The organism is Nocardioides sp. NPDC004968, assembly GCF_040608935.1.
In the GTDB taxonomy this organism is placed as follows: Bacteria; Actinomycetota; Actinomycetes; order Propionibacteriales; family Nocardioidaceae; genus Nocardioides.
The window spans coordinates 123,428-149,514 of the sequence record NZ_JBEXJF010000007.1; the positions used below are offsets into that span (position 1 = coordinate 123,428).

26 protein-coding genes are annotated in these 26,087 nt (G+C 70.3%); 10 read left to right on the forward strand and 16 right to left on the reverse strand.

Going from position 1 to position 26,087, the window contains the following annotated elements; all coding sequences use genetic code 11:
* The first annotated feature begins 16 nt into the window (after window positions 1-16).
* Genes ABZU72_RS10505 through ABZU72_RS10520 form a run of 4 tightly spaced genes read left to right on the forward strand, consistent with a single transcriptional unit; the run spans window position 17 to window position 3,442 of the window.
* Window positions 17-889 (forward strand): ABC transporter ATP-binding protein, encoded by an 873-nt coding sequence (locus ABZU72_RS10505; protein ID WP_355018805.1) that lies wholly within the window; start codon window positions 17-19, stop codon window positions 887-889.
* On the forward strand, window positions 886-2,001 hold the full coding sequence (locus ABZU72_RS10510; protein WP_355018806.1) for a zinc-binding dehydrogenase: 1,116 nt from the start codon (window positions 886-888) through the stop codon (window positions 1,999-2,001). Before ABZU72_RS10505 ends, ABZU72_RS10510 begins: the two co-directional genes overlap by 4 nt.
* Window positions 1,998-2,489 carry a hypothetical protein gene (locus ABZU72_RS10515; RefSeq protein WP_355018807.1) on the forward strand — a complete coding sequence of 164 codons (492 nt, stop codon included), beginning with the start codon at window positions 1,998-2,000 and terminating at the stop codon, window positions 2,487-2,489. Before ABZU72_RS10510 ends, ABZU72_RS10515 begins: the two co-directional genes overlap by 4 nt.
* Window positions 2,486-3,442 carry a PDR/VanB family oxidoreductase gene (locus ABZU72_RS10520; RefSeq protein ID WP_355018808.1) on the forward strand — a complete coding sequence of 319 codons (957 nt, stop codon included), beginning with the start codon at window positions 2,486-2,488 and terminating at the stop codon, window positions 3,440-3,442. The genes ABZU72_RS10515 and ABZU72_RS10520 overlap by 4 nt, the downstream gene beginning before the upstream one ends.
* Before the next feature lie 18 nt (window positions 3,443-3,460).
* Here the strand turns inward: ABZU72_RS10520 and ABZU72_RS10525 are convergent, their stop codons facing one another.
* From ABZU72_RS10525 to ABZU72_RS10535, 3 genes are all read right to left on the reverse strand, one after another.
* Window positions 3,461-4,234: an IclR family transcriptional regulator C-terminal domain-containing protein gene (locus ABZU72_RS10525; RefSeq protein WP_355018809.1), complete on the reverse strand. Its 774-nt coding sequence runs from the start codon at window positions 4,232-4,234 to the stop codon at window positions 3,461-3,463.
* Between the two features lie 65 nt (window positions 4,235-4,299).
* The gene (locus ABZU72_RS10530) at window positions 4,300-5,163 is read right to left on the reverse strand and encodes an alpha/beta fold hydrolase (protein WP_355018810.1); all 864 of its coding nucleotides are present in this window, start codon (window positions 5,161-5,163) and stop codon (window positions 4,300-4,302) included.
* Between the two features lie 191 nt (window positions 5,164-5,354).
* On the reverse strand, window positions 5,355-6,524 hold the full coding sequence (locus ABZU72_RS10535) for a glycoside hydrolase family 19 protein (RefSeq protein WP_355018811.1): 1,170 nt from the start codon (window positions 6,522-6,524) through the stop codon (window positions 5,355-5,357).
* A 167-nt stretch (window positions 6,525-6,691) separates the two neighbouring features.
* Between ABZU72_RS10535 and ABZU72_RS10540 the strand changes: the two genes are divergently transcribed.
* Complete coding sequence (locus ABZU72_RS10540; protein WP_355018812.1) at window positions 6,692-7,849, forward strand: ROK family transcriptional regulator; 1,158 nt, start codon at window positions 6,692-6,694, stop codon at window positions 7,847-7,849.
* A gap of 37 nt (window positions 7,850-7,886) precedes the next feature.
* Here ABZU72_RS10540 and ABZU72_RS10545 read toward each other — a convergent pair whose 3' ends face one another.
* The gene (locus ABZU72_RS10545) at window positions 7,887-8,702 is read right to left on the reverse strand and encodes a hypothetical protein (RefSeq protein ID WP_355018813.1); all 816 of its coding nucleotides are present in this window, start codon (window positions 8,700-8,702) and stop codon (window positions 7,887-7,889) included.
* Between the two features lie 173 nt (window positions 8,703-8,875).
* Here ABZU72_RS10545 and ABZU72_RS10550 point away from each other — a divergent pair, with 173 nt between their 5' ends.
* Complete coding sequence (locus tag ABZU72_RS10550; RefSeq protein WP_355018814.1) at window positions 8,876-9,307, forward strand: hypothetical protein; 432 nt, start codon at window positions 8,876-8,878, stop codon at window positions 9,305-9,307.
* Window positions 9,304-10,869 (forward strand): multicopper oxidase domain-containing protein, encoded by a 1,566-nt coding sequence (locus ABZU72_RS10555; protein WP_355018815.1) that lies wholly within the window; start codon window positions 9,304-9,306, stop codon window positions 10,867-10,869. Before ABZU72_RS10550 ends, ABZU72_RS10555 begins: the two co-directional genes overlap by 4 nt.
* Window positions 10,870-10,885: 16 nt before the next feature.
* Here the strand turns inward: ABZU72_RS10555 and ABZU72_RS10560 are convergent, their stop codons facing one another.
* Window positions 10,886-11,251: a DoxX family protein gene (locus ABZU72_RS10560; RefSeq protein WP_355018816.1), complete on the reverse strand. Its 366-nt coding sequence runs from the start codon at window positions 11,249-11,251 to the stop codon at window positions 10,886-10,888.
* 111 nt (window positions 11,252-11,362) lie between these two features.
* Between ABZU72_RS10560 and ABZU72_RS10565 the strand changes: the two genes are divergently transcribed.
* Window positions 11,363-11,740 carry a helix-turn-helix domain-containing protein gene (locus ABZU72_RS10565; RefSeq protein WP_355018817.1) on the forward strand — a complete coding sequence of 126 codons (378 nt, stop codon included), beginning with the start codon at window positions 11,363-11,365 and terminating at the stop codon, window positions 11,738-11,740.
* A 13-nt stretch (window positions 11,741-11,753) separates the two neighbouring features.
* Here ABZU72_RS10565 and ABZU72_RS10570 read toward each other — a convergent pair whose 3' ends face one another.
* From ABZU72_RS10570 to ABZU72_RS10580, 3 genes are all read right to left on the reverse strand, one after another.
* Window positions 11,754-13,460: a sodium:proton antiporter gene (locus ABZU72_RS10570; protein WP_355018818.1), complete on the reverse strand. Its 1,707-nt coding sequence runs from the start codon at window positions 13,458-13,460 to the stop codon at window positions 11,754-11,756.
* An 83-nt stretch (window positions 13,461-13,543) separates the two neighbouring features.
* Window positions 13,544-13,936: a DUF779 domain-containing protein gene (locus ABZU72_RS10575; RefSeq protein WP_355018819.1), complete on the reverse strand. Its 393-nt coding sequence runs from the start codon at window positions 13,934-13,936 to the stop codon at window positions 13,544-13,546.
* Window positions 13,936-15,459 (reverse strand): aldehyde dehydrogenase family protein, encoded by a 1,524-nt coding sequence (locus ABZU72_RS10580; protein ID WP_355018820.1) that lies wholly within the window; start codon window positions 15,457-15,459, stop codon window positions 13,936-13,938. The genes ABZU72_RS10575 and ABZU72_RS10580 overlap by 1 nt, the downstream gene beginning before the upstream one ends.
* A gap of 166 nt (window positions 15,460-15,625) precedes the next feature.
* Here ABZU72_RS10580 and ABZU72_RS10585 point away from each other — a divergent pair, with 166 nt between their 5' ends.
* Window positions 15,626-16,837: a GAF domain-containing protein gene (locus ABZU72_RS10585; RefSeq protein ID WP_355018821.1), complete on the forward strand. Its 1,212-nt coding sequence runs from the start codon at window positions 15,626-15,628 to the stop codon at window positions 16,835-16,837.
* Window positions 16,838-16,850: 13 nt separating this feature from the next.
* Here ABZU72_RS10585 and ABZU72_RS10590 read toward each other — a convergent pair whose 3' ends face one another.
* Entirely contained in the window at window positions 16,851-17,669 is an 819-nt protein-coding gene (locus tag ABZU72_RS10590; protein WP_355018822.1) for a hypothetical protein, read from the reverse strand.
* A 16-nt stretch (window positions 17,670-17,685) separates the two neighbouring features.
* On the opposite strand from ABZU72_RS10590, the gene ABZU72_RS10595 reads away from it, so the two are divergent.
* Window positions 17,686-18,258 carry a PadR family transcriptional regulator gene (locus ABZU72_RS10595; protein ID WP_355018823.1) on the forward strand — a complete coding sequence of 191 codons (573 nt, stop codon included), beginning with the start codon at window positions 17,686-17,688 and terminating at the stop codon, window positions 18,256-18,258.
* Here ABZU72_RS10595 and ABZU72_RS10600 read toward each other — a convergent pair whose 3' ends face one another.
* From ABZU72_RS10600 to ABZU72_RS10630, 7 genes are all read right to left on the reverse strand, one after another.
* A complete protein-coding gene (locus tag ABZU72_RS10600) occupies window positions 18,259-18,867 on the reverse strand; it encodes an MBL fold metallo-hydrolase (protein ID WP_355018824.1) in 609 nt (202 codons plus the stop codon). It abuts the gene before it with no gap.
* Window positions 18,867-19,967 carry an S-(hydroxymethyl)mycothiol dehydrogenase gene (locus ABZU72_RS10605; RefSeq protein ID WP_355018825.1) on the reverse strand — a complete coding sequence of 367 codons (1,101 nt, stop codon included), beginning with the start codon at window positions 19,965-19,967 and terminating at the stop codon, window positions 18,867-18,869. The genes ABZU72_RS10600 and ABZU72_RS10605 overlap by 1 nt, the downstream gene beginning before the upstream one ends.
* A gap of 124 nt (window positions 19,968-20,091) precedes the next feature.
* Window positions 20,092-20,961 carry a GNAT family N-acetyltransferase gene (locus tag ABZU72_RS10610; protein ID WP_355018826.1) on the reverse strand — a complete coding sequence of 290 codons (870 nt, stop codon included), beginning with the start codon at window positions 20,959-20,961 and terminating at the stop codon, window positions 20,092-20,094.
* Between the two features lie 205 nt (window positions 20,962-21,166).
* On the reverse strand, window positions 21,167-21,709 hold the full coding sequence (locus tag ABZU72_RS10615) for a helix-turn-helix domain-containing protein (RefSeq protein WP_355018827.1): 543 nt from the start codon (window positions 21,707-21,709) through the stop codon (window positions 21,167-21,169).
* Between the two features lie 79 nt (window positions 21,710-21,788).
* Complete coding sequence (locus tag ABZU72_RS10620; RefSeq protein ID WP_355018828.1) at window positions 21,789-22,970, reverse strand: cytochrome P450; 1,182 nt, start codon at window positions 22,968-22,970, stop codon at window positions 21,789-21,791.
* 44 nt (window positions 22,971-23,014) lie between these two features.
* Complete coding sequence (locus ABZU72_RS10625) at window positions 23,015-23,467, reverse strand: cupin domain-containing protein (RefSeq protein WP_355018829.1); 453 nt, start codon at window positions 23,465-23,467, stop codon at window positions 23,015-23,017.
* A 65-nt stretch (window positions 23,468-23,532) separates the two neighbouring features.
* Window positions 23,533-26,082 (reverse strand): LuxR C-terminal-related transcriptional regulator, encoded by a 2,550-nt coding sequence (locus ABZU72_RS10630; RefSeq protein ID WP_355018830.1) that lies wholly within the window; start codon window positions 26,080-26,082, stop codon window positions 23,533-23,535.
* Window positions 26,083-26,087 lie beyond the last annotated feature (5 nt).

Here is a 26,087-nt window from a genome sequence, read left to right on the forward strand (position 1 = left end):
GAACGGACCACACATCATGTCCAACACCACTGCACCGGCCTCCGCCGAAGCGGCCTCGGCCACGGCCGACCCGAAGATCCGGATCCGCGGGCTCAGCAAGCGCTTCACGGTCCCCGGCGACCACGTCGTAACCGCGCTCGACTCGTTCGACCTGGACGTGCCTCAGGGCCAGTTCCTGACGATCGTCGGCCCGTCGGGGTGCGGAAAGACCACGCTGTTGCGGATGCTCGCCGGCCTCGAGTCACCATCGGAGGGCACCATCGAGGTCATCGGCGGCACCGACGGCCGCCCGGAGAACTCCATGGTCTTCCAGGGCGACTCGATCTTCCCGTGGATGAGCGTCTGGGACAACGCGGCGTACGGCCTGACCGTGCGTGGTGCCCCGAAGTCGGAGATCAAGGAGACCGTCGGGCACTACCTCGACGCGACCGGCCTGACGAAGTTCGCGGACGCCTACCCGCACCAGCTCTCCGGCGGCATGCGGCAGCGGGTCTCGATCGCGCGTGCGTTCGCCAACGACCCCGAGATCCTGCTGATGGACGAGCCGTTCTCGGCTCTCGACGAGCAGAACAAGACGCTGCTGCAGGCCGAGCTGCTCCGTATCTGGGACGAGACCCGCAAGACGGTCGTGTTCATCACCCACTCCGTCGATGAGGCCGTGACGCTGAGCGACCGGATCATGGTGATGAGCGCCCAGCCGGGCCGGGCCAAGGCGTTCATCGACGTGCCGTTCGAGCGGCCGCGCGATGTCCTGCAGCTGCGCCACGAGCAGGAGTACGGCGAGATCGTCTACGGCATCTGGAGCCAGCTGAAGGAAGAGGTCGAGAAGGCCAAGCAGCAGGCCGACGCCCGCGTCGCCCCGAAGAAGCGAGGGCTCTTCCGCCGATGAACGATCTGCTGGTTCGTGCCGCCGTCAGTGACGGGGCCGGCGACACCGAGGTCCGGGAGCTGGTGCTCCCGGCCTCGGTGAGCAGGCTGCGCGTCGAGTCCTCCGCCGTGTGCGGCACCGACGTGATGCTGCACCAGCGGGGGCTCAAGGCTCCCGCGGTGCTCGGCCACCACACGATCGGCCGTATCGACCACCTGACCCCCGAGGACGCCGAGGCGCTCGGTCTCGAGCTCGGCACCCGCGTCGCCGTCGAGGAGTACGTCGGCTGCGGCACGTGCGCCGAGTGCTCGGCCGGCCGCTACCGGCTGTGCGCCTCGGTCGATCTGTGGACCGGTGGTGAGCGGGTCGGGATGATCCCGGCCTCCCGGGACTCGGGGCTGCACGGCGGCAACGCGGAGTTCATGGAGCTCACCTCCCGCCACGTACTCCACCGGCTGCCCGAGCACCTCAGCGTCGACGCGGCCGCCTGGACGTTGCCGCTGGCCAACGCCGTGGACTGGACGCTCGACGCCGGCGGCGTTGGCCCGGGCTCGAAGGTCGCCGTCATCGGCCCCGGCTACCACGGGCTCTCCTGCGTGGCCGCCGCCGTCGCAGGTGGCGCCGAGACCGTGATCGCGCTCGGCCGCCGGTCCAGCGCTGGGCGCATCGAGCTCGCCCGCCGGCTCGGCGCGTCCGGCGAGCTCAACGACGACACCGTCGTCGAGGTCGTAGGTGAGAAGTACGGCCCGCTCGACGCGGTCATCGACACCATCGGCACCCCGCAGACCATGGCGACCGCCGTCCAGCTGCTGGGCCGCTTCGGTGTGCTGGTGATCGCCGGGCTCAGCGGCGGCGACGCCGCACTCGACCCGACCGCGATCGTCCGCAACCTGGTGACCGTGCGCGGCGTACGCGGCCGGTCGCCGCAGGCCGTCACCCGTGCCATCGAGCTGCTCTCCTCCGGCCGGACCGGACTGGAGCGGATCCCGACGCACAACGTTCCCCTGGAGCAGGTCGGACAGAGCCTGCGCGACATGGACCAGGGCAAGGCTCCGGTCACCCCTCATGTCGTGATCGACCCGTGGCTGCGGGCCGATTCCACCCCCTTGGAGTCTGTGAAGGAGACCCGATGAACCCTCTGCGCAGGTCCTATGAGGCCCGTGTTCTCGTCGTGCCGCTCGGTCCCGGCAGCGCCCAGCTCGTCGACGAGCTGCGGACGCTCGGGGTCGAGGGCGTCCAGATCCTGACCGGGCCGGACCCGGTCGAGGCGCTGACCACACCGCTGGGCGAGGGCGCCTGGGCGCCGCCGATGCCGGCCGGCACCAGCGCCGTCGCCGAGTCGGCCGACATGGTCGTCCTCGTCGGCACCGACCTCACGGAGGTCCCCGAGCCGGTGGTACGCGAGGTGTGCACCGCGGCGCGCGATGGTGGCGACCTGATCGCCGCGGTCCTCGTCGCCCCCGAGCACTGGCAGGAGCCGGCCGGCGCCTCGGCCATGATCACGCTGCGTCAGGAGGTCGACATGCTGGTGTCCGTGCGCGGCCCCAAGTTGCTCGCCGCGCTGCTCGACGTGCTGCGCGGCGGCGCCCGCGCGGAGGACTACTCGGAGGTGTCGGCATGACCGGCGAGGAGCAGGACTTCTTCGAGGTCACCGTTCGGCAAGCGAAGCTGGAGGCCGACGGTGTGATCTCGCTCGAACTGGTGCCCGACAGCGGTCTGCTGCCGGCGTACGAGCCGGGGTCGCATCTCGACATCGAGCTGCCCTCGGGCCTGGTCCGGCAGTACAGCCTGTGCAGCCCGCCGGCCGACCTGAGCTTCTACCGGATCGCGGTGCTCCGCGAGCCCGAGGGCCGCGGCGGCTCGGACGAGGTCCACGAGACCGCCCTCGTCGGCAAGAGGGTCCGCATCCGTGGCCCCCGCAACCACTTCCCGCTGGAGCCGTCTCCGCGCTACCTGTTCATTGCCGGCGGCATCGGCATCACGCCGATGCTGGCGATGGTCATCCGTGCCGAGCGCGAGAAGTCGCCGTACGAGCTGGTCTACGTCGGCCGCCACCTCGAGTCGATGGCCTTCCGTGACAAGCTCGCGACCGGTCCGAATGTCAAGGTCGTCGTCAGCTCCGCGACCGGTCGCCCCGACCTCGGCTCCCTCGTCGACGGTGCAGGCGACGACACCCTCATCTACGCCTGCGGCCCGATCTCGATGCTCAAGGAACTGGAGGACGTGTGCGAGAAGGCGGGGCGGTCCGCTCAGCTCCGGCTGGAGAAGTTCGCCTCCGACGGCGAAGCGCTCGTCGAGGCATCGACCGGCGACTCGTTCGAGGTGGAGCTGCGCAAGTCAGGAACCGTGCTCACCGTCGGCTCCGACCAGGGTCTGCTCGAGGTGATCGAGGGTCACTGCGACATCATGACCTCCTGCGAGGACGGCTTCTGCGGCACCTGCGAGACCACGGTCCTCGAGGGCGTTCCGGAGCACCACGACACGATCCTCAACGAGAGGGAACGGGCCTCCGGCAAAACCATGATGGTCTGCGTCGGCCGCTCGAAGAGCCCGCGGTTGGTGCTCGACCTCTGAGGGGCGAGCACCACGGCGTCACGAGGTGGCCAGCTCCGCCTCGATCGCGCGCGTGGTGACGAGCAACTCGGGCAGAATCTCCTCGCGCATCTGCTCGACCGAGGTGCGGTTGACGTGGGTGGCGACGTTCACCGCGGCGATGGCGCGCCCGTCCGGCCCACGTACGGGCGCGGCGATCGAGCGCAGGGTCGGGTCGATCTCTTGGTCAGTGATGACGTAGCCGTCCTTGCGGGCCTGGGCGATCCTTCGGGCGAGCTCGTCGGGAGCGACCGCGGTGCGTCCCGTGAGCGGCTCGGCATGCAGATGCTCGAGGTAGTCGCGCAGCGCCTCGGGATCGAGGTCGGCGAGCAGGACGCGGCCGCTGGACATCGCGTACGCCGGCATCCGGGTGCCCACCGCGATGTTGACCGTCATCATCCGATCCGCTTTGACACGGTCGACGTAGACAACCGTGTCGCCGTCCAGGACGGTCAGCGAGCAGGTGTCACGCACCCGCTCGGCGAGCGAGGTCAGATGAGGATGGAGTCGCGGGAGCCCCAGCCCCTCGAGGTACGCGTCGCCGAGCTCCATCACCTTGGGGCGCAACTGGAAGGTGCGCCCGTCGGTGCGGACGTACCCAACGCGTTCCAGGGTCAGCAGCAGCCGCCGCGCGGTGGCCCGGGAGGTGTCTGCGAGGGTCGCCACCTCGGCCAGCGACAGCGGCTGTTCGGCTTCGCTGAGGATGCCGATCACGTCTAGGCCACGCAGCAGTGATCCGACGATCTCCTCACCCTTCGGGCTGGTCGTGGCCATGATCCGACCCTATCGGAGCCGGCCACCTCTCCCGAGGTGGCCGGCTTCGCGTCAGGACCGACGGATCAGTCCGGACAGGTGTTGCGGTAGTCGGACAGGTTGACCGAGGACGGCGCCGGGCAGAGGAACTGCGAGTAGCGGGTGTCGTCGTCGACGTACCTCTTCAGCCAGGTGACGAACAGGCGCCCTTGCCAGTCGTCATCGGTGTTGGCGATGAAGTGGTCGCCGTTGTTGATCTCGCCGTACGCCTTCTCCCGGGCCCCGGTGGCCGAGGTGTAGAACGGGACGGAGTGCGAGCTGACCGGCGCGACGCTGTCGTTCTCCGCGCCGATGATCATGGTCGGGATCTGGATGCCGGGCCAGGTCTTGTCGGTGTGCCAGGGCTGCAGCGCGACAGCGGCCTTGATCGAGGAGTCCTGGTTGGCCGCGGCGAGCGTGCCACCGCCGCCCATGGAGTGGCCGGAGACCGCGATCCGGCTCTCGTCCAGGCGCGAGGCGACCGTTGAGGAGGCGTTGTTCTTCAGGTAGGAGACCGCGGCCAGGATCTGCGAGCCGCGGCTGTCGGGCTGGTCGTATCGGGAGTTCGTGTCGATCGCGAAGACCACGAACCCGTGCGAGGCCACCCGGCGCGCGACCGCGGAGTAGGACGACGAGGAGGCCGTGTAGCCGGGGGCGAGCACGACACCGCCGAAGGTCCCCGCGGTGGTGGAGGTGGGGTAGTAGATCGTCCCGCCGCCGAAGCCGGTCACCAGCGAGGAGACCGAGGCGGTGGAGAGGGAGAACGTGCCGTTGTCCAGAACGCTGGCCGACGTCGGGTCCGGCCCGCGCTCGTAGGGGCTCTCCGCCTCGGCCGGCGCTACCAGGCCGAAGAGGGGGAGAGTGACGGCCGCGGCGACCGCGGCGATGCGGAGAGAGAGTGATCTGAGCACCGAGCATGCTCCTTCGTCCGTCCGGCCCCGGGCTGTCCGGGGATCCGGTTGCTACTCGAAGGTAGGGGCGCAGCCGGGCGGCCGACACCGGCACGGAGGCAGAACCTCGTTGGGCGCTTGTCACAAAACGGAAACACGGCGGCGTACGCAGGTGGGGCTGCGTACGCCGCCGGTTTCAGGCGAGTGTCGTATCAGCAGTACAAGTTCCCGCCCGGGTCCACTCCGAGCAGCGAGGTGACCTCGGTGTAGTTGTCGACGCGGCTCTGCACCTGGGCCGGATTGCCACCGTTGCACTCGATGGACCCGTTGATGGACCGGATGGTCTCGCCGAATCCGGCGCCGTTGACCATCGCCGCGTGCGGGGTCATGGTGCCCGGGCCGTTCTGGGTGTTCCAGTACCAGAGCCCGGTCTTCCAAGCGACCGCCGGATCGGTGGCGACCAGGTTCGGGTTGTTCAGCAGGTCGATCCCGAGCGCGTCCCCGGCGGCCTTGTAGTTGAAGTTCCAGCTCAGCTGGACCGGACCACGGCCGTAGTACTGGTCGTTGCCGGCGGGGCAGCCGTAGGACTGGTTGGGGTCGCAGTAGTGCGGGTAGTTGGCCTCGTTCTGCTCGACGACGTAGAGCAGGTCACCGGTCTCGTGGGCGACGTTGGCGATGAACGCAGCGGCCTCCCGCTTCTGCACCGCCTCGTCCCCAGCATTGGTGAATTCCGGGTAGGCGCTGAGCGCCTCGACGAGGCCGGCGTACGTGTAGAAGGGGTTGCGGTTGGGGAAGAGCTGGTTGAACTGCTCCTCGCTGACCGGGAACTCACCGGCCACCGGCGCCGGTGTCTCCGGGTCGGTCGCGGTGCCGCCGATGTTCACGTCGATGCAGGCGTAGAAGGCGTTGGTCGTGTCGGCGACGTTCCAGACCGCGAGGACCTTCTGCCGGCCGGTGAACGACCCGAAGTCGACCTGGTGCTCGACGGTGGCCGGCGGCTGCGCCCCACCGTCGTCGAACTCGGCGATCTTGGTGCCACCGATGAAGTACTGCCAGGTGCTGGTGCTGTGCCGGGCGCTCAGCGACCAGGTGAACGTCTGGGACCGGCCGACCGGTGTGGCCTGCCAGTTCTTGGAGTCGTCGTCGAGCTCGGCGAACCTCGAGTTGCCGCCGGAGCAGCTGGTCAGGCCCTTCGGGCCCTCGACACTCTGCGGTTCGTACTTGATGTCCCCGCACTCGACGGTGCCGGCAGCACACTGGGCCTGCCTGCTCGGGGGGTTCGAGATGTAGCCGTGCGCACTTGCGGGGCTCGTCGGCAACATGGCCAGGACGGGCGCCAGCAAGATCCCGCCGAGAACGGCGATCTTCGTGGTAGTACGCATTCCAAACTCCTTGATGGGGGGTCGAGATGGATGGCGATCGAAGCCCCACTGTAAGGTTCCTTTACAGTTACCGTCTAGACCCAACGTGGACAAACCCCGGCGCGAGCCCTGCAATTGTTAGGTTGGCGTTCCGTACGCCACCCCGACCCTCGAAAGGAGCGCCGCCGATGTCCAGACCGCCCAAGACACACCTGATCCGCGACACCAACGACCGCGCGGCGCTCGACCTGATGCTCTCGAACGGGCCGGTGACGAAGACCCGGCTCGGCGAGCTCGTCGGCCTCTCGAAGGTGACCGCGGGACAGCTGCTGACCCGGCTCGGCGAGCGCGGCCTGGTCGAGGTCGTCGGCACCCAGCAGGGCGGTCGCGGCCCCAACGCCGCGCTCTACGGCGTGGTCCCGGCGGCGGGCTATGTCGCGGCCCTCCACATCGGACCCGACCAGATCACCGCGTCGGTCGCCGACATCACCGGCACCGAGCTGGCCACCGGCGCGCTCGACCCCCATGAGGCCTCCGACCCGGTCGAGGCGGTGCGGGCCACCGTCGCCGACGCCACCCGGAGCGCCGGCATCACGATGTCGCAGCTCCGCTGCCTCTCGATCGGTACGCCCGGCATGATCGACCCGCGCACCGGTGACTTCCGTTTCGCCAACGACCTGCCGGACTGGCGCACGGGCGTCCTTCAGGACCTCCGGCGCAGCTTCCAGCGGCCGATACTGATCGAGAACGACGTCAACCTGGCCGGGCTCGCCGAGCAGTCCGCCGGAGCCTCCCACGGAGTCAAGGACTCGGTGCTCGCCTGGATCGACCGCGGGCTGGGCCTCGCGGTGATCGTCGATGGTCGCCTCCACCGCGGCGCCGGCGGCGGTGCCGGCGAGATCGGCTATCTGGCGGTTCCGGGCGCCTCCACGCCCCACGGCACCGACAGCCCGCAGCACGCGGCCTTCCAGTCGCTGGTCAGCGTCGAGGCCATGGACATCCTCGCCCGTGCGTTCGGACTGAAGGGCAGCGGTGTGGACTGCGTACGCGCGGCCGCCGGCGGTGACCCCGGCGCCGAGCCGTTCCTCGAGGAGCTGGCCAGGAGGCTCGCCCTCGGCCTGGCGGGCATCTGCGTGGTGCTCGACCCCGAGCTGTGCGTGCTCGCGGGCGAGGTCGGACGCGCCGGCGGGCCGGTCCTGGCCGCCCGCGTGCAGAAGGCGATCGCCGCCCTCGGCCCCAACGTCCCCACCGTCGTCCCCACCGAGATCTCCGGCGACCCCGTGCTCCGCGGCGCCCTCCAGATCGGTCTCGACACGGCCCGCGACGAGGTCTTCTCCAACCACTGACCCGGGGACACGCTTCACCCTCCCGGCGCAGGCGGGATCAGACTGCAGACCTCGGCGCCGGACCGTCGGCAACGACGGTATCCAGGTACGCGACCGACGCGTCCTCGGCTTCGGCACTCACTCCGATCGGGACCGACAGCTGGCCCCGCAAGCTCCGGTAGATCTCGACGCATCGAGCGACCGCAGCGGCGCACTCGTCCCAGTCGTGCGAGGCCACGGTGCCCGCTACGAGCGGGACCAGGTCCGGCGCGCGCTGCTCGAACCGCCGGACGCCCCGGGGCGTGAGTCCACGCACGTGCTGTGCCAGAGGTACGAGCGCCTCGCTTCGCAGGAAGCTCAGGAACTCCAGGACCTCGAAGAGCTCGCCTCGGCCCAGCTTGGTTGCCGCGTAGTGCACCCAGATCCAGAACCTGTCCTCGATCCACTGGGGATCGACGGCCAACGGACTTGGCTCGGTCCTGGCGATGCTGCGGGAGACCGTCTGGTCGCGCTCCCAGATGACCAGGGGGTTCTCGATCCGGCGCTCGAGCTCATCTGCCCGCACGAACTTGAGATCGACATGCAGGAGCGGGTCGGCACACAGACAGATCAACAGCCGGGGTTCACCCACGTGCTCGCCGGTGAATGCCGCCAGCAAGGGCATCCACTCGGCCGCGATCTCACGGCGCTGCTCCATCACCGCCCAATGATGATCGTCACCGACGACCACCACGAGGTCGAGATCGGAGTAGCGGTCGAGATCATCGGTGAGCAGTGATCCTCCGGCGGCGAGTCCGTCGAACCGCCCGTCCCGGGCGACGGACGTTCTGATCAGGTCGAGAACCTGGGCGTGGCCAGACGGCAGGTTGGTCAAGGCGTACTCCTTCGGCAAGCAGCAAAGTCGACCAGTATCCGAAGTTCGGCGCTGCGGTCGCAACCAGTTATCGGGACGCGACCCGAGCGGGTCCTCGACCCTGACGGCAACCCTGGGGCGATCTCAGGGAAACGCCCGACGCCATACGTACCTCGGCTACCTATTGTCGAGATGTGACCACCACCGAGATCCCGACCGCGCCGCCACCACGCGAGCGCCGACCACGCGTCAGCCTCTTCTGCTTCCGAGCCGTCGCGGTTCTGACCGCGCTCTTCGCGATCGGGCAACCGATCTTCATCGGCTCCTACTTCGCCGGCACCTTCGAGGCGCTGGGCCTCCACTCCGCGGGCGCGGTCGCGCTGCAGGGCCTCGGCCTGCTGCTGCCGGTCGCCGCGGGCGCCGTCGTGGCGATGCACGGGCGCTGGTGGTTCCTCATCTGGTCGGTCGCGCTCTTCTTCCTCATCCACGTCCAGGCGATCCTCGGCTACACCCGGGTCCTCCAGCTGCACGTCCCGGTCGGTGTCCTCACCGTCGGCATCGCGGTGGCCGTGGCCATCGCCGCCCTGCGCCGCGGCGCCGGCGGCCCGCGGGAGGTTCGGGGATGAGGATCGGGCGACGCACTCTTCTCGGCGCCGGACTGGCTGCCCCGGTCGCCGGATCGCTGGTCGCGTGCGGCGAGGCCCCCGAGCAGACCGGACGGATCCTGCGCAGCGCGGCACGGCTGCCGAAGGCGTACGCGACTCCGTTGCCGTTGCCGCCGGTCAAGCGGCCTTCGGGCGAGATGATCGAGATCTCTCAGCGCACCGCCTCGGTGGAGATCCTGCCCGGGCTGCGGACCGAGATGATGACGTACGACGGGGTCTTCCCCGGGCCGACGTTGGAGACCCGCCGCGACGAGGCCGTGACCGTACGCCACACCAACTCCCTCACACTGCCGACCGCGACTCATCTCCACGGCGGGCACACCCCGGCGAAGAGCGACGGCTGGCCGACGGACCTTCTGGTCCCGCCGGGCTTCGAGTCGCACCACGCCCAGCATGCCGGTCACGGGGACGGTCACGGCGCTCACGAGGCCATGGCCGACCCGAAGGCGCTGGTCACGACAGGAAAGCGGGACTACCGCTATCCGCTCGAGCAGCCCGCGACGACGCTTTGGTACCACGACCATCGAATGGACTTCACCGGCCCGCAGGTGTGGCGTGGGCTGGCCGGTTTCCACATCATCCGCGACGACGAGGAGGAGGCGCTCTCGTTGCCACGGGGCGAGCGGGAGATCCCGCTGATGATCGCCGACCGGGCCTTCGACGAGGACGGCACGCTGCGCTATCCCGCGCTCGACCCGGAGCTTCTCGGCGAGCCCGGGGTCGAGGACCGCTACATGGCCGGCGTGCTCGGCGACGTCATCCTCGTCAACGGTGCCCCGTGGCCCGAGGCGGAGGTCGAGGCGGCGCAGTATCGGCTGCGGCTGCTCAACGCCTCCAACGCGCGCCGCTACGCACTGAGCCTGCGGACCTCCGACGGGCAGCCGGTGACGTTCACCCAGATCGGCTCCGACGGCGGGCTGCTCGCAGCCCCGGTCGAGCACGGCGAGATCACGATGGCCTCCGGCGAGCGGTTCGACGTCGTCGTCGACTTCCGCTCGCTCGCGCCGGGGACGACAGTCGAGATGCGCAACGGTCTCGGCACCGGCCGGACCGCTCAGGTGATGCGGTTCCGCATCGCCCGGCGCGCGGCCGACGATGTCCAGATCCCGCGGCGGCTGGCCGACGTACCCGAGCCCGAGAAGCCCGAGGGCGCCGTCGTCCGCAGGTGGCATTTCCGCAAGGCGAGCGTGCACGGCCGACGGGGCTGGGGGATCAACGGCAAGCCGTTCGACCCGGCGGTCCCGCAGGCCAAGGTGCCGCTGGAGTCCACCGAGATCTGGGAGTTCTTCACCGACGCGCACCACCCCGTCCACGTGCATCTCTCGCCCTTCCAGGTCCTGCGGCGCGGCAACCGCGGACCGGGTCCGATGGACCTCGGCTGGAAGGACACCGTCGACGTACGCCCCTACGAGGCCGTCCGGGTCAGGGTGAAGTTCGAGAAGTACGCCGGCAGGTTCCTCATCCACTGCCACAACCTGGAGCACGAGGACATGGCGATGATGGCCGGCTTCGAGACCGTCTGACCACGGCCAGCGACGATCACCGGCGAGTGGCCAGGACCAGCGTGGCGAGCGCGACCACCGCCAGGACCGCGTTGAGCCACAGGTCGCCCCTCTCGCCGCGCGAGAGGTGGAAGAGCGCCGCGAGCACCTGCACGAGCGCCAGACCTCCGGCCGCCCAGACGGCCAGGCTCGGGGCGATACCGGTCAGCGGCGGAAGGATCAGCCCCAGCGCACCGGCGACCTCGACCACACCGATGGCCCTGACACCGGCCATCGGGATCGCGGTGCCGGCCCACGCCATCATGGGCGCCAGCTGCTCCTGGCTCCGAACGACCTTGATCCCACCCGAGTACAGGTAGAAGGCCGCCAGCAAGCCGGCGACGATCCAATACGCGACCACCATGTCGAACTCCTTGGTTACGATGAGTAACTAACCGATCGAGAACCAGCATGGCCGGGTTCCGGGAGGCGTACAAAAGGCACATGGGTGTGCCCGAGCGACAGAGGGAGTGCGATGTCGGATTACGAGAAGGCCTGCCTGATCAGGGGAGACGGCGGCCGCGCGATCCGCGGCATCCTGGACCGCATCGGTGACAAGTGGAGCCTGCTGGTGATCGCCACCCTCGACGGCGGACGAGCCCGGTTCGGCGACCTCAAGACGCGCGTGCCAGGGATCTCGCAGCGCATGCTCACCCTCACGCTCCGCCATCTGGAGCGCGACGGTCTGGTGGCGCGTACGAGCTATCCGGAGGTGCCTCCACGGGTGGAGTACGAGCTGACCGAGATGGGCAGGACGCTCGTCGGGCCGGCGGTGAGACTGGCCGAGTGGGCGATCCGGCACAACCCCCGGATCGAGGACGAGCGCCGACGCTACGACGCCCGCCAGAGCTGACCGGCCGGGCCGCTCAGCTCGCGTCGAGCCGCCTCTCCATGTCGTCGAGGATCGCCTCGACCTTCCGGTAGGTGTGAGAGCCGTAGGCGCCGATGCTGCGCTCGGCGGCGAGCGCGTCGCGCATCGCGTCCAGGTAGCGCAGCTGCAGGATCACCGTCTGCTCCATCACGTCTGGCCTGATGCTGGGCGCGTCTCGTACGCCCGCGAGCACCCGCGGAAGGATGCGGTCCTTGAGCTTCGTCACCAGCTGGGGGTCGATCGGCTCGCCGTCGATGGTCTGCGACTCGAGCGGTCCGAGGTTGTCGATCGCATCCTCGCCGACCTGGCGGAGCAGCGCCCGGAACGCGTCGTGACGGTCCGCCGACGACTCACCCGGGAAGCGCATCCGGCGGATGACCGCCGGGAGGGTGAGACCGAAGAGCACGAGCGTGATGAGCGCTACCAGGAAGGCGGCGAGCACCACGGTCGCCCGGTGGGAGGTGCCGGCCGGGATGGTGTGGGCGGCGGCGACCGTGACGACGCCACGCATCCCGGCCCAGCCGATGATCAGGAAGCCACGCCTGGTGATCGGCTCGCGCTCCTCGAAGTCGATGTCCGCCCGGCCCCGCGCCAGTCGCCGCCGGGCCGAGGTGATCCGGGCGTCCTCCCGGTCGTCGACGGGGGTCAGCGAGTCGAGCTTCTCCTCGAACTGGTCGAGGCGGGTGCGTACCTCTTCCTTGTTCTCCTCCCGGTCCCGGAGCGCAGGCCCGGCGAGCCCGAGGAACCGGAGCGCGACGAGCAGGCCGACCACGATCAGGACCAGCCCGGCCATCTGGCCCAGAGTGGTCTCGCCGCGGGCGGCGTCGACGAGCCCGGGCAGCTGGTAGCCCATCGCCAGGAAGACGCCGCTCTCCAGGATGAAGTTGAACGTCGTCCAGGTGGTCGCCTGGGTCTGCCGGTCGCGGGCGCTGAACCGGCGGCTGCCGAGCCCGCCGGTGACCAGCCCGGCGACGACGACGGCGAGCACTCCGGACGCGTTCAGCTCCTCGGCGGGGAAGTAGGCGATGAACGGCACCGCGAACGAGATCGTCGTGTTGAGCACCGGGTCGTCCAGGCGCTGGCGGAGCAGCACCGTGAGCCAGCCGACGATGCCGCCGATCACGAGCGCCCCCAGCACCGCCCAGCCGAACTCCAGAGCCGTACGTCCCACCGAGAAGGAGCTGGCCGCCGCGATCCCCGCGACCGCCGTCCGGAGGACGACGAGGGCGGAGGCGTCGTTGACCAGGCTCTCGCCCTCCAACACGGTCATCACCCGCGGCGGCAGCCCGACCCGGCGCCCGATAGCCGTCGCCGCGACCGCGTCGGTGGGACTGACGACCGCGCCGAGCGCGACCGCGAGCGGGAAGGAGATCTCCGGGAACAGCCAGTGGACGACCGCCCCGATCACCAGCGCCGAGACGATCACCATCACGACCGAGAGCCAGGTGATCAGCCGGAGGTTCCGCCGGAAGTCGATCACCGGCAGGTTGACGGCCGAGGAGTAGAGCAACGGCGGCAGTACGCCGGCCAGGATCCATTCCGGATCGAGCTCGATCTCCGGCGCCCCCGGCAGATAGCTCGCCCCGATCCCGAGCCCCACGAGCAGCAGCGGCGCCGCCACTCCCGTACGCCGCGCGAACACCGACGCCGCGATCATGATCGCCAGCGCCACCCCGACGATCAACAACACCCGATGGTCCATGCTCAGGAGCCTATGTTCTGCTGATCGCCGGATCCGGCACCTAGAGGGAGCGAACCACCTCGCGCACGGCTGGTCGCGGCGCGCTACCCGAGCACCGCGGCCTCATCGTCTGTGAACAGTCGCGACCGGATCAGGAACCGCACGCCCTCGGGCGCCTCCAGGGAGAAGCCGGCGCCGCGTCCGGGGACGACGTCGATGGTGAGGTGGGTGTGCGACCAGTACTCGAACTGCGAGCGCGACATCCAGACCGGCACCTTCTGGTCCAGCCCGATGTCCAGGTCGCCCAGGTGGATGTCGGCGTCGCCGAGCATGAAGTCGCCGCTCGGGTAGCACATCGGGGCGGAGCCGTCGCAGCATCCACCGGACTGGTGGAACATGACCGGCCCGTGGATACCGACGAGGCGGCGGAGAAGGTCCGCCGCCCCGTCGGTCACGGCGACCCGCGCCGGAAGGGAGGGGGCGTGGGTCGCGCTCATCAGAAGAACCCGAGTGCGTCGGGGCTGTAGCTGACGAGCAGGTTCTTGGTCTGCTGGTAGTGGTCCAGCATCATCTTGTGGGTCTCGCGACCGATGCCGGACTGCTTGTAGCCGCCGAAGGCCGCGTGGGCCGGGTAGGCGTGGTAGCAGTTCGTCCAGACCCTGCCGGCCTTGATCTCCTTGCCGGCGCGGAAGGCCTGGGACCCGTCGCGCGACCAGACGCCGGCGCCGAGGCCGTACAGGGTGTCGTTGGCGACCTTGAGGGCGTCGGCCTCGTCGTCGAAGCCGGTCAGCGACACGACCGGTCCGAAGATCTCCTCCTGGAAGATCCGCATCGAGTTGTCGCCCTCGAAGACGGTCGGCTGTACGTAGTAGCCCTCGGCGAGGTCGCCCTCGAGGATGGTCCGCTCGCCACCGGTGAGGACCTTGGCGCCCTCGTCCTTGCCGATCTCGATGTAGGACAGGATCTTCTCGAGCTGGTCGTTGCTGGCCTGGGCGCCGATCATCGTGGTGTCGTCGAGCGGGTTGCCCTGCTTGATCTTCTCGACCCGGGCGATGGCGTCGCCGACGAAGTCGGAGTACATCGAGCGCTGGACGAGCGCACGCGACGGACAGGTGCAGACCTCGCCCTGGTTGAGGGCGAACATCGTGAAGCCCTCGAGTGCCTTGTCGTAGAAGGCGTCCTTCTCGGCGGCGACGGAGTCGAAGAAGATGTTCGGGCTCTTGCCGCCGAGCTCCAGGGTCACCGGGATGATGTTCTGGCTGGCGTACTGCATGATCAGGCGGCCGGTGGTGGTCTCACCGGTGAAGGCGACCTTGGCGACGCGCGGCGAGGAGGCCAGCGGCTTGCCGGCCTCGACGCCGAAGCCGTTGACGACGTTGAGTACGCCGGCGGGCAGCAGGTCGCCGACGAGCTCGACCAGTTTGAGGATCGACCAGGGCGTCTGCTCGGCCGGCTTCAGGACCACGCAGTTGCCCGCGGCGAGCGCCGGGGCGAGCTTCCAGACCGCCATCAGGATCGGGAAGTTCCACGGGATGATCTGGCCGACGACGCCCAGCGGCTCGTGGAAGTGGTACGCCACGGTGTTCTCGTCGATCTCACCGATCGTGCCCTCCTGGGCACGCAGCACGCCGGCGAAGTAGCGGAAGTGGTCGATGGCGAGCGGGATGTCGGCGGCCAGCGTCTCGCGGACCGGCTTGCCGTTCTCCCAGGTCTCGGCGACGGCGATCGCGGTGAGGTTCTCCTCCATCACGTCGGCGATCTTGAGCAGGATGTTGGCCCGTTCCGTCGTCGAGGTCTTCCCCCACGACGGAGCGGCAGCATGTGCGGCGTCCAGGGCGGCCTCGATGTCCTCGGCCGTGCCCCGGGCGATCTCGGTGAAAGGCTTGCCGTTCACCGGCGAGATGTTCTCGAAGTAGGCACCCTTGACCGGGTCGACCCAGGCGCCACCGATGTAGTGGCCGTAGCGGCCTTGGACGGTGACCAGCGAGTCGGGCTGGCCGGGAGCTGTGTATACGGTCATCGGGATTTCTCCTCAGGCAGTTCAGGCGTTGGGATGTGAGCGTGGTCACAGACGCTAGAAACGTCGAGGTTGCAGCAACGTTGCGGTCACCGGACGTGGACGAGATCGACGGATGCAACGTGAATGCAACCTTTGAATGTGACCCTGATCGTCAGAGGAGGTCGGGATGAGCGAGACGGAACAGAGCCCCTCCATGCGCGCAGCCGTGGCGGACTCGTGGCACCGGTCGGCTGCCGCCGGGGTGACCGCAGACGACGCGCACGCGCCGATCACCCTCCCCGAGGACCAGCTCCAGGACGTACGCGCCGCCCATCCGCTGGCTCGTGTGTTCCCTCTCCTCGACGACGTGCTCGGGCAGGCGGCGCGCGACTGCGACGCGATCATGGCCGTCTCGGACGAGGCCGGTCAGCTGCTCTGGGTGTGCGGTGCTCCGGCGGCGCTCCGGCGCGCCGAGCGGATCGGCTTCGTCGAGGGGAGCAACTGGGACGAGCGCCTCGCCGGCACGAACGCACCCGGGCTCGCGCTGAGGCTCGAGCGCCCGACCAGCGTCGTCGCCGCCGAGCACTTCCGGCGGTCGGTGCAGCAGTGGAGCTGCGCCGCGACCCCGATCCACGACCCGGGCGACTCCCGCCTGCTCGGGGTCCTCGACATCACCGGAGGTGACTCCATCGTCGTACCCCAGACGATGGCGATGGTGCGCGCCGCCGCGAGACTCGCGGAGTCCGAGCTCGCTCGCGAGCAGCTCCTGCCGAGACAGCCCGAGACCCGGCCCGGCTGGGCACGCATCGCCGTGGAGACCCTGGGCCGTCAGGACCTGCTGCTCTCGATCGACGACGGCCGTGGGCATCGCGCGCAGCTGCGGCTCTCCCCCCGCCACAGCGAGATCTTCCTGCTCCTCGCGAGCGCCCCGCGCGGCCTCTCGGGCGACGAGCTCGCGGTCCTCCTGTACGAGGACGACGGCGGCTCCTCGACGCTCCGCGCCGAGCTGAACCGCCTGCGCAACCTGCTCGGGGAGGAGTTCCTCGCCTCCCGGCCCTACCGGCTCACGACCGAGGTGACCGGAGACTGGCTGGGCGTCGAGGCACAGCTCGCGGTGGGCGACGTCGCCGGAGCTCTCCGCTGCTATCGCGGCCCGATCCTGCCGCGCTCGGTCGCGCCGGGCGTGGTCCGGCTCCGCGAGACCCTGGCGCAGCAGCTGCGGGCGGCGGTGCTGCAGTCGGGTCAGCCCGACCTGGTCTCGACCTGGACCAGGTCGGCGTGGGGCGCCGACGACTACGAGATGTGGCTCCGGCTCCGGACCCTGCTGCCGTCCGGGTCACCGTTGCTGGCCCTCGCCGACGGCCAGATCGCCCGACTGGACCGCGAGGTCGGTCTCTGATCGCCAGCCGAGGTCAACTCGTGGCGTACGTGAGGACCTGCTGGCCGAGCGGCGAGAGCCGGCCCTCCTCGACCACCAGCTCCCAGCCGTGCCCTGCCTCGGCGGGGACGAACTCCGAGGACGTGGCCTGCGCCAGCGCCTGGGCGGCGTCGGCCTCCTCGGCACCGTCGGTGTCCTCGGCGATGGCGATCAGGCCAGGCGTGCTGATCGAGTCGGCGACCGAGGCCAGGTCGACACCGGCCCAGTTCGACGGCCCCGACAGGTCCACCCAGCCGTCGACGTCCACGCCGGCGGCGACGGCCCGTACGGTCTGGCTGCCTCCCATCGAGGCACCGACAAGCACGACCGGCGCATCCGGCCAATGCTTCGCGACCTCGCTCAGAACGGCCTGCACCTGCGGCACCGGGTCGTCGGGATCCTTGATCCCGCAGTCGGCATCGCCATAGCCGCAAAGGTCGAAGGAGAGGCCGGCGACGCCCTGGAGGGCCGCCAGGATCGCGAAGTCGCCCCAGCCGCAGCGGTCTCCGTCGGTCTGGTGGAGCATCACCAGCACCGCCGACGGATCCTGGCCGTCCGGAGGGGAGAAGCGGATGGCCGGCAGCTCGAGGTCCTTGCCGGCGACCTGCATCGGTTCCACCCCGGCGTCGGTCTCCGGCAGGAAACAGCCGCCGAGCTCGCCCTCGATATAGGGGCCGTCCGTCGGCAGCACGGGGCCCGACTCCTTCGCCGAGCCCGGCCCACCATCCCCCTCGGCACCGTTCTCCGCACCGCACCCGGCCAGCACCACGCCGAGGATCGCCGCCCCGGCCGCTACGCCCTTCACGCTCCGCATATGTCAATATTGACATATGAAAGACCCCGAGGTGACCGCTTCCAACCTCGGCTTCGCGATCCTCGGCCTGCTGGCACGGCGGGCGAGCACCGGCTACGAGGTCGCGCAGCGGATGCGGCAGCCGATCGGCTACTTCTGGACCGCCCGCCACTCCCAGATATACCCGGAGCTGAACCGTCTCGACGCCGCCGGGCTGGTCGAGCACGAGGTCATCGAGGGAGCCGGCCCCAGGCCGACGAAGCGCTACCGGATCACCGAGACCGGTCGGGACGCTCTGGCGGCATGGGTCGTCGGCGACCTCGAGCCCCAGCCGGTCCGTGACCTGGAAATCCTCCGGCTGTGGTCGATCTGGACCGTCGAGCCCGACGCCGCCACCGAGCTGGTCGGCCGGCTCGAGGCGGTCCATCAGGGCGTACTCGCCCGCTATCTCGAGGAGCTGGCCGAGATCGCCGACCGTCCCGGCGTCCGCGACCCTTCGAACCCGCTGTTCGCCACGCGGATCACCCTCGAAGGAGGCATCCGGTCACGGCGTACGGCATTGGAGTGGTGCGCCTGGATGCGCGCGGAGTTCGCGGCCGCCGAACGCTGATCAGCCCAGGCCGGAGGCCTCGGCGGCGATCGTGGTGTCGTCGCCGTGCCCGGTGTGGACGACCGTCTCGCCGGGAAGCGTGAACAGCTTGGCCCGGATCGACGACTCGATGGTTGGCCGGTCGCTGAAGGAGCGCCCGGTCGCCCCGGGACCACCCTGGAACAGGGTGTCGCCGGTGAAGACGCATCCCAGCGACGGCACCGACAGACAGACCGCCCCGGGCGCGTGACCCGGCGTGTGCAGGACGGTCACAGAGGTGTCGCCGATCTCGATGACCTGGCCGTCGGAGAGGTCCGCGTCCCACAGCTCATCGGGGTGGGTGAGCTCCCACAACGGCCGGTCCTCAGGATGCAGCAGGATCGGGGCCCGAACGGCCTCCCGCAGTGCCGGCGCCACGCGTACGTGGTCGTCGTGGGCGTGGGTGCAGACGATCGCCTTCACGCGGCGACCGTCCACCACCGCCAAGATGTCCTCCACCGAGTGCGGTGCGTCGATGACCAGACACTCCTGGTCGTCACCGACCACCCAGACGTTGTTGTCCACTTGGTGCGTCTCGCCGTCGAGGCTGAAGGTGCCGCTCGTGACGCCGTGGTCCACACGTACGGCCATCAGAGCACCACCACCGAGCGCAGGACCTCGCCCCGGTGCATCTTCTCGAAGGCAGCCTCGATGTCGCCGATCCCGATCTCCTCGCTCACGAAGGCGTCCAGGTCGAGACGCCCCTGGCGATAGAGGTCGACCAGCATCGGGAAGTCGCGGCTGGGGAGGCAGTCGCCGTACCAGCTGGACTTGAGTGCGCCACCGCGGCCGAAGACGTCCAGGAGCGGGATCTCAGGCACCGACATGTCGGGCGTGGGCACGCCGACGAGCACGACGGTGCCGGCCAGGTCGCGGGCGTAGAAGGCCTGCTTCCAGGTCTCCGGGCGTCCGACCGCCTCGACGACGATGTCGGCGCCTTCGGCACCTTCGTACGTCTCCGAGCAGATCCGCCGGATCTCCTCGACCGGGTCGGTCTGCGAGGAGTCCACGGTGTGCGTCGCGCCCATGGCCGCGGCGCGCTCCAGCTTCTTGGCGTCGATGTCGACGGCGATGACCGGGCTCGACCCGGCCAGCGCCGCACCGGCGATCGCGGCCACTCCGACACCGCCGCACCCGATGACGGCCACCGACCTCCCGCGGGTCGCGCCGCCGGTGTTGATGGCGGCACCGATACCGGCCATCACGCCACAGCCGAGCAGGCCGACAGCGGCGGGCCGGGCCTCCGGGTCGACCTTCGTGCACTGACCCGCCGCGACCAGCGTCTTCTCCGCGAAGGCGCCGATGCCCAGCGCGGGCGAGAGCTCCGTGCCGTCCTCGAGCGTCATCTTCTGGGTGGCGTTGAACGTGGCGAAGCAGTACTGCGGCTCACCGCGCTTGCACGCCCGGCAGCTGCCGCAGACCGCGCGCCAGTTGAGCACCACGAAGTCGCCCGGCGCCACGTCGGTCACGTCCGGACCCACCGCCTCGACGATCCCGGCGGCCTCGTGACCCAGCAGGAACGGGAACTCGTCGTTGATCCCGCCCTCCCGGTAGTGGAGGTCGGTGTGGCACACCCCGCACGACTGGATCTTCACCACCGCCTCGCCCGGTCCTGGCTCGGGAACGTTGATCGTCACGAGCTCGACGGGCGCCCCCTTGGCACGGGCGATGACGGCCTTGACCTGCTGCATGTGTCTCCTCTCGCGGCCCCGGAGAGATCCGGTCGCTCGCGATTCATCTTCGACGGTGGCTCGTCGGCACGGCAAGGGCCGCCCGACCAGCAACGGCCGACGTTTTCATAGAAGTGCGGTCAGGTCACGACCAGGACATGTTGATCGCTCGCTGAAAGTTGACGTAGCCGGCACGCCCGAAGGCCTGTGCCATCGGGGTGTTGCCGAGGTCCGTAGACGTCCGGATCCTCGGGACGTCCTGGTCGGCGAGGATCCGCGTGCCTTCGCTCAGCAGGTCGTCGATGTAGCCATGGCCGCGATGCGCGGGCAGGACACCGACGTAGGCGATGATCGCGTGGTAGCTGTTCCGGGCGGGGATGACGAAGCCGACTGGTTCACCGTCCTCGAGTTCGGCCACCTGCCACCACTCCTGCGGGCTGGAGAACCCGGCGAACTCGTCGTCGAAGTGCTTGGCGGCAACGTCCGCAGGTGACATCGTCTCGAGGTCGGCCTGGCTGTGAGCGTCAAGCGTGCCCTGCAGGACCGGCTCCATCAGGGCCACGAGCTCGTCACGATCGCTCACTGACCGGAATCGCAGGCGCTCGCTCGGGACCGGAACAGGGGAGCCGGCCCGCCACTCGAGGCGGAGACGCTCCACGAGCGGGGTCGCCCCGAGCCCCTGGAGGACGGACATGCGCGACTCGACGACGCGTCGCGCGGCCGGATCGTCCCGCCAGTCGGGCGGGATGTAGCGCCCGTACTCCGGGGGCGTTGAACCGGCCGGCACGACGGCGGCCAGCGCGGTACGCAGGAGCCGGTCTCCGATCCCGATGGCCGCGTCCGCTTCCAGGGTGTCGTCGAGGTCGAAGAAGTCCAGGACGTCCGGCACCGTCGTGCCCGGTCGACCCCACCACGAGGCGCGGGCAAGCAGGCGGTCACCGCTGGTGGCGACCCACATCCACTCGGGGCGACGCCGCCCCTCGGCCAGGTCATCAGCCAGCTCGTCGTCGAGCACGTAGGAGAGCCGGAGGAACAGGTCGAGCTCGTCCTGGCTCGAGAGGGGTCGGACGACGATGTCGTCGATCGTGTCGTTGATGTCGTGCTCCTCGAGGGGACGGTGTGGTCAGGCGCGGTCGTAGGTTAGGACGCGTGGTCCGGACTCGCCTCGAGCAGGGTCCTGGTCTGCTGGCCGCACCGCGAACGGACTTGTGAGACAGGACCTACGCGGGCGGTGACAGGAGGAATCGCTCTAGCAGGCGGCGCTCTGCTTCTTCGTCGTCGCCCGGGTTGGAGAGGAACGACAGGATGATCCGCAAGATCCAGTCGGCGAGGTCGGGATCGGTGGCTTCCGAGTCGGAGGCGAGGTAGCTCTGTGCGACACCGCGGATGACCGGGGAGTCGCGGAGCACCTCGCGCAGCAGGGTGCTGTCACCGGCGTACCAGGCGGCGAGGTGGGGGCGCTCGCGCACGGCGGCGAGGCAGGCCACGACGGCCTCGACCACTCGGTGGCGGGGGTCGGACACGGCGGTCACGACCTGGGCGACCTGCTTGGTGATGAGCCGCGCTTCGCGATGGGCGAAGGCGTAGATCAGCGCCTGCCGGTTCTCGAAGTAGCGATACAGAGTCGCGCGCGAGCAGCCGGCCGCGCGGGCCACCTCGTCCATGCCCGGCTTGTCGACGCCTCGCTCCACGAAGAGCTCGCCGGCGGCGTCGAGGATCCGCTCGGCGGCGAGCTCGGTCCGCTCCGCCTCGAGCCAGCTCATCGGGCCACCTCCGTAGCGCGAGCGCCAGAATACGGACGCGGCCCGATGAAGTACTTACAGGTCACTCGCTGGCGCTCGCTCATCCGTTTACCTCGATGTGGAGACTCACAGGCCTGCGTACGTAGCTCCCCGGCGCCCACCGCAGGGAGTCGTGGTCGACGGTGAAGGACGGCATCCGGGTGAGTATCTCGGTGAGCGTCACCCGGCCCATCATCCGGGCCGCCGCGGCACCCAGGCAGTGATGCGCCCCGTGAGCGAAGGTCAGGATCTGCCGGGGCCGACGGGTGACGTCGAGCTCCTCGGCGTCGGCGCCGAAGGCGCGCGGATCCCGGTTGGCGGCCGCGTAGCAGAGCAGGACCTTCTTCCCCGCGGGAATCGTGACGTCGTGAATCGTGACGTCGCGGGTGGTGGTCCGGGCGAGCCCCTGCACGGGCGAGGTGAGCCGCAGCAGCTCCTCGACGGCGGCCGGGACGTCCTGCAGAGCGAGCTCGCGCTGGTCAGGGCGGTCTGCCAGCAGCGGCAGGCCACCACCCAGCAGTCCGGTCGTCGTGTCGTTGCCGCCCGCGACCATCGTGAAGGCGAACGCGAGCACCCGCAGCAGACCGGCGCCGTCGTCTGCCTCCCCGGCAGCGACGAGATGGGAGACCGTGTCGTCACCGGGCTCCCGCCGGCGCCGCTCGATCAGCTCGGCGAAGTAACCCATCAGCTCGGCGGCGGCCCCGGCTCCGATGCTCTCGTCCTGTGCCGCGTTGGCCGTCACGATCGCGTCGGTCCACACGTCGAACCGATCCCAGTCCACCTCGGGCACGCCGAGGTAGTGGGCCACCACCATGCTCGGCAGCGGCTTGAACAGCTCCGTGACGATGTCGCCACCGCCCGCTGCCCTGATCTGCTCGACCCGCTCGACGACGAACTGCGTGACCCGGGGAGTCACGTCCTCGACCTGCTTCGGCGTGAACCCGCGGTTCACCAGCTTCCGGAACGCCGTATGGGCCGGCGGATCGGTCATCACCATCGGCGGGTTGTCGGCCAGCCCGATCCGCTCGAGCTCGTCATGAGCCGTCGTCAGCCCGCCGGTCGAGCTGTACGTCTCGTGGTCACGCACCGCCGCGAAGACGTCGTCGTGCCTGGTCAGGACCCAGTAGTCACCCCGAGCGACGTGGTGGACCGGGTCGTGCTCGCGCAGCGCGGCGTACATCGGCCACGGGTCGGCCCAGGACGGTCCGGAAGGGGGAACGTACGCGGCTATCCTGTGAGACATATCGCTTGTCATGTCTCACAGGATCAACACCGATGCCATCTTTGTCAACGGGTGGTTCCGGCCAGCGCGACGCCGTGACGCTCGGTGACCGACAGGATCGCGGCCATCGAGTCCGCGGCCGAGAGGTCCGCGGGAACGGAGCTGGCGAAGTCGGCGAAGAACCGGCCGGCGCCGTCGCCGGTGGTGATCGCGAGAGCGCGGGCGGAGTCGCCGACGACCTCGAAGGTGCCAGGGGTGCCCGCCGGGAAGACGACCAGTCCGCCGGGCTCGACGTCGTAGGACCTACCGTCGACATACGCCGTGATGCGGCCCTCGAGCAGGTACAGAACCCCGCTCCACGGCGAGACGTGCGGCGGCGTCATCGGGGCGGCGGGTGCGATCACCTCGAAGACCTCGAAGGCCCCCTGGGCGTCCTTGACGGCGGCCTTCGCGACATGGTCGCCGTCGATCATCGGGCTGTGCTGGCCCTCGTTGGGCCGTACGTAGGTGGTGCTCATGACTCCTCCTTCGGTCGGGTGCGTTCAGCATCCGCCGCTGGAGCCGGAGCGGTGCGAGTAGTGCGCTACTCGACTCCGAGAGGGTCGGCCAGCCCGGCTCGTTCGGAGACGCCGAGCTTGTGGCCGGCCCGGTAGAGGTGGCCCTCGACGGTGCGCACCGACAGGGTCAGTCGCGCCGCGATGTCCTTGTTCGACAACCCTCGGGCGGCCAGGGCGGCGATCTCGCGCTCACGGGCGGTCAGCGGCAGCGGCCGGGCCGCGACCACCAGCGCCGGCGTGCGCGCGCCCGACCTCTCCGCCAGCTTCGCGGCGACGTTCGCCGCGGTCAGGGCCGACCCCTGCCGTCCCGCGCGGCGGTGGACCTCGGCGGCCTGCGCGGCCGCGTCGCCCGCGGCGACGAGATCACCGAGCCGGGCCCAGGCATGCGCCACCCGGAGCAGGGCGTCGCCGTCCTGGTCCGCCCACGCTCGGGCATGGGCCAGAGCCGCGTCGGCGCGGAGGCCCAGCCCGGCGAGCGGGGCGAGCCGACGGGCCGGCGCCACGGTCGTGTCGCCGAGCTGGACCGCGGTCTGCCAGGCGAGGACCTCGTACGCCGGCGAACCCGCCTCGCGAGCGAGATCCGCCGCGGCGGCCGCGTGGCCGATCGCCTCGGTCGTCCACCCCTCGGCCGCGGCACCCCACGCCAGCGCGAGACGATCGTCGGGCAGATAGAGCCGGTACGCCGGATGGTGCCCGGCAGCCACGCCCGCCAGCAGCGGCGCGGCGCTCTCCGGTCGACCAGCCTGTGCGAGGGCGGTCGCCAGCAACGTACGGCACCGGAACCGGAACTCGTGGCCGGAGCCCTCCAGCGCGGCCCAGGCCTCGCGCAGCGAGAGCAGCGCATCGAGCAGACGACCCTCGGCAAGGGCCGCGTGACCTGCGACGACGAGGCCCATGAGCCTGGCCGGCCCGGGGAGGTCGGCCGATGCGGCCCGCATCCTCCGGGCCAGGTCCGCGCCCCGGTCCGGTGTGCCGGCAAGACGGTGCCCGAGCACCTGGAAGTCGGCGAGCCCGAAGCCGGGGATGACGGTCGGCACCCGGTCGGCGGTCAGCCCACCCACGACCGCGGCCTCGTCGAGAAGCTCGCGGTCACCGGTGACGGCGGCCGCCGCGGACGCGGAGGTGGCGACCAGGATGCCGGCCAGGTCGTCGGGAAGATCGCTCCGCAGCAGCTGCGGCGCCCGGGCGAGCACGGCGGAGATCTCGCCGTCCGCCAGGCCCAGGACGAGCGCCATGGCGGCGACGTGGACCGGGGCTGCCCCGGTGGCCTCGGCTGCGGCCAGCGCCTGATGGGCCTCGTCGGGCCGGGCCATCGTGAAGAGCAGGTTGCCGGTGCGGTGCAGCTGCACCATCGCGAGCAGCCCCGGGTCGGACGCGGTGGCGACGATGTCCTCGTGGATCGCCTCGGCCTCCTCGCCGCGGCTGAGCCAGGAGAGCGCCGCGCCGTGCACGACCCTGGCGGCGATGTCGCCGGTGGCAGCGGCCGCGCGCGCCAGCCGCTCGGCCAGCGGCAGGTCGTACATCCGGGTCGCGGCCTCGGCGGCCCGTAGGAACAGCGCCGGCTCCGGTGGCAGGTCGGAGTCGAGGGTCAGCACGGCCCGGGGGATCGGGTCCGGCTCCGGGTCCAGGGTGAGCGCCACCCGGCCGCGGAGGCGGCGGGCACGCAGCGTGCCCATCGCGGCGCGGCGTACCTCGCCGTAGAGGGGGTGTGCCAGCCGGGCGACCACCCCGTCGGTACGCACCAGCCCACGCTCCTCCGCCTCCTCGAGGTCGGCCGCCGACGTCAGCGCGGACAGGGTCGCGACCGCCACCGGCTCGGCCAGGGCTACCAGGTCGACGACGTCCCGCACCCCGGTCGCAAGATCCCCGATCTCCCGCTCCAGGAGACCGGCGAGCTCCGGCGAGATCGCCGGCTCGCTGCTCCATCGCCAGATCCCGGACGCCGCGGTGAACCGTCCCGCCGACAGCTCCCCGGCCAGCAGGTGCCGCAGGAACAGCGGGCTGCCCTGGGTCATCGTCCACAGCCGGTGGGCGGAGTCCGTGTCGACCGGACCGCCGAGCACCCGGGCGATCAGCCGGGTGCTCTCCTCGGCGTCCAGCGGCGCCAGGTCCAGGCGCGGGAGGTGCTCGTCCTTCCACAGCGAGGTCACGATGTCGGGCGCGGGCTCCCCGGCGCGGAGCGTGATCAGCACCGGAGCCATCCGTCGGGCCACCACCCGGTGGACCACGATCGCGGAGTGCTCGTCGAGCAGGTGAGCGTCGTCGACGGTCAGCACGAGCGGCAGCTGCCGGGTGATCTGGTCCAGCGCCCGGCCGATGGTCTCGGCCGCCTCACCGGGCGGGACGTCGAGCAGACCGGCGAACGCACCGAGCGGGAACTGCCGGGCGGCCGTGCTCCCTTGGCCGTACAGGACGGATCCTCTGTGACCGGCAGCCGCCAACGCCTCACGGGCGAGCCGGGTCTTCCCCACCCCCGCCGGACCCGCAACGATGACGCCCGCCGCACCGGGCCTGATCGCCGCCGCGACCCTCCGCAGCTCCTCGTCCCGGCCGGTCAGCGGCCACGGCCGCTCCATGAGGT

What these genes read in the sequence shown, in the direction of transcription:
- ABZU72_RS10505 (WP_355018805.1), top strand. Translation starts at nt 17, where the DNA reads ATGTCCAACACCACTGCACCGGCCTCCGCCGAAGCGGCCTCGGCCACG.
- ABZU72_RS10510 (WP_355018806.1), top strand. Translation starts at nt 886, where the DNA reads ATGAACGATCTGCTGGTTCGTGCCGCCGTCAGTGACGGGGCCGGCGAC.
- ABZU72_RS10515 (WP_355018807.1), top strand. Translation starts at nt 1,998, where the DNA reads ATGAACCCTCTGCGCAGGTCCTATGAGGCCCGTGTTCTCGTCGTGCCG.
- ABZU72_RS10520 (WP_355018808.1), top strand. Translation starts at nt 2,486, where the DNA reads ATGACCGGCGAGGAGCAGGACTTCTTCGAGGTCACCGTTCGGCAAGCG.
- ABZU72_RS10525 (WP_355018809.1), bottom strand. Translation starts at nt 4,234, where the DNA reads ATGGCCACGACCAGCCCGAAGGGTGAGGAGATCGTCGGATCACTGCTG.
- ABZU72_RS10535 (WP_355018811.1), bottom strand. Translation starts at nt 6,524, where the DNA reads ATGCGTACTACCACGAAGATCGCCGTTCTCGGCGGGATCTTGCTGGCG.
- ABZU72_RS10540 (WP_355018812.1), top strand. Translation starts at nt 6,692, where the DNA reads ATGTCCAGACCGCCCAAGACACACCTGATCCGCGACACCAACGACCGC.
- ABZU72_RS10555 (WP_355018815.1), top strand. Translation starts at nt 9,304, where the DNA reads ATGAGGATCGGGCGACGCACTCTTCTCGGCGCCGGACTGGCTGCCCCG.
- ABZU72_RS10560 (WP_355018816.1), bottom strand. Translation starts at nt 11,251, where the DNA reads ATGGTGGTCGCGTATTGGATCGTCGCCGGCTTGCTGGCGGCCTTCTAC.
- ABZU72_RS10565 (WP_355018817.1), top strand. Translation starts at nt 11,363, where the DNA reads ATGTCGGATTACGAGAAGGCCTGCCTGATCAGGGGAGACGGCGGCCGC.
- ABZU72_RS10570 (WP_355018818.1), bottom strand. Translation starts at nt 13,460, where the DNA reads ATGGACCATCGGGTGTTGTTGATCGTCGGGGTGGCGCTGGCGATCATG.
- ABZU72_RS10575 (WP_355018819.1), bottom strand. Translation starts at nt 13,936, where the DNA reads ATGAGCGCGACCCACGCCCCCTCCCTTCCGGCGCGGGTCGCCGTGACC.
- ABZU72_RS10580 (WP_355018820.1), bottom strand. Translation starts at nt 15,459, where the DNA reads ATGACCGTATACACAGCTCCCGGCCAGCCCGACTCGCTGGTCACCGTC.
- ABZU72_RS10585 (WP_355018821.1), top strand. Translation starts at nt 15,626, where the DNA reads ATGAGCGAGACGGAACAGAGCCCCTCCATGCGCGCAGCCGTGGCGGAC.
- ABZU72_RS10590 (WP_355018822.1), bottom strand. Translation starts at nt 17,669, where the DNA reads ATGCGGAGCGTGAAGGGCGTAGCGGCCGGGGCGGCGATCCTCGGCGTG.
- ABZU72_RS10595 (WP_355018823.1), top strand. Translation starts at nt 17,686, where the DNA reads ATGAAAGACCCCGAGGTGACCGCTTCCAACCTCGGCTTCGCGATCCTC.
- ABZU72_RS10600 (WP_355018824.1), bottom strand. Translation starts at nt 18,867, where the DNA reads ATGGCCGTACGTGTGGACCACGGCGTCACGAGCGGCACCTTCAGCCTC.
- ABZU72_RS10605 (WP_355018825.1), bottom strand. Translation starts at nt 19,967, where the DNA reads ATGCAGCAGGTCAAGGCCGTCATCGCCCGTGCCAAGGGGGCGCCCGTC.
- ABZU72_RS10615 (WP_355018827.1), bottom strand. Translation starts at nt 21,709, where the DNA reads ATGAGCTGGCTCGAGGCGGAGCGGACCGAGCTCGCCGCCGAGCGGATC.
- ABZU72_RS10620 (WP_355018828.1), bottom strand. Translation starts at nt 22,970, where the DNA reads ATGTCTCACAGGATAGCCGCGTACGTTCCCCCTTCCGGACCGTCCTGG.
- ABZU72_RS10625 (WP_355018829.1), bottom strand. Translation starts at nt 23,467, where the DNA reads ATGAGCACCACCTACGTACGGCCCAACGAGGGCCAGCACAGCCCGATG.
- ABZU72_RS10630 (WP_355018830.1), bottom strand. Translation starts at nt 26,082, where the DNA reads ATGGAGCGGCCGTGGCCGCTGACCGGCCGGGACGAGGAGCTGCGGAGG.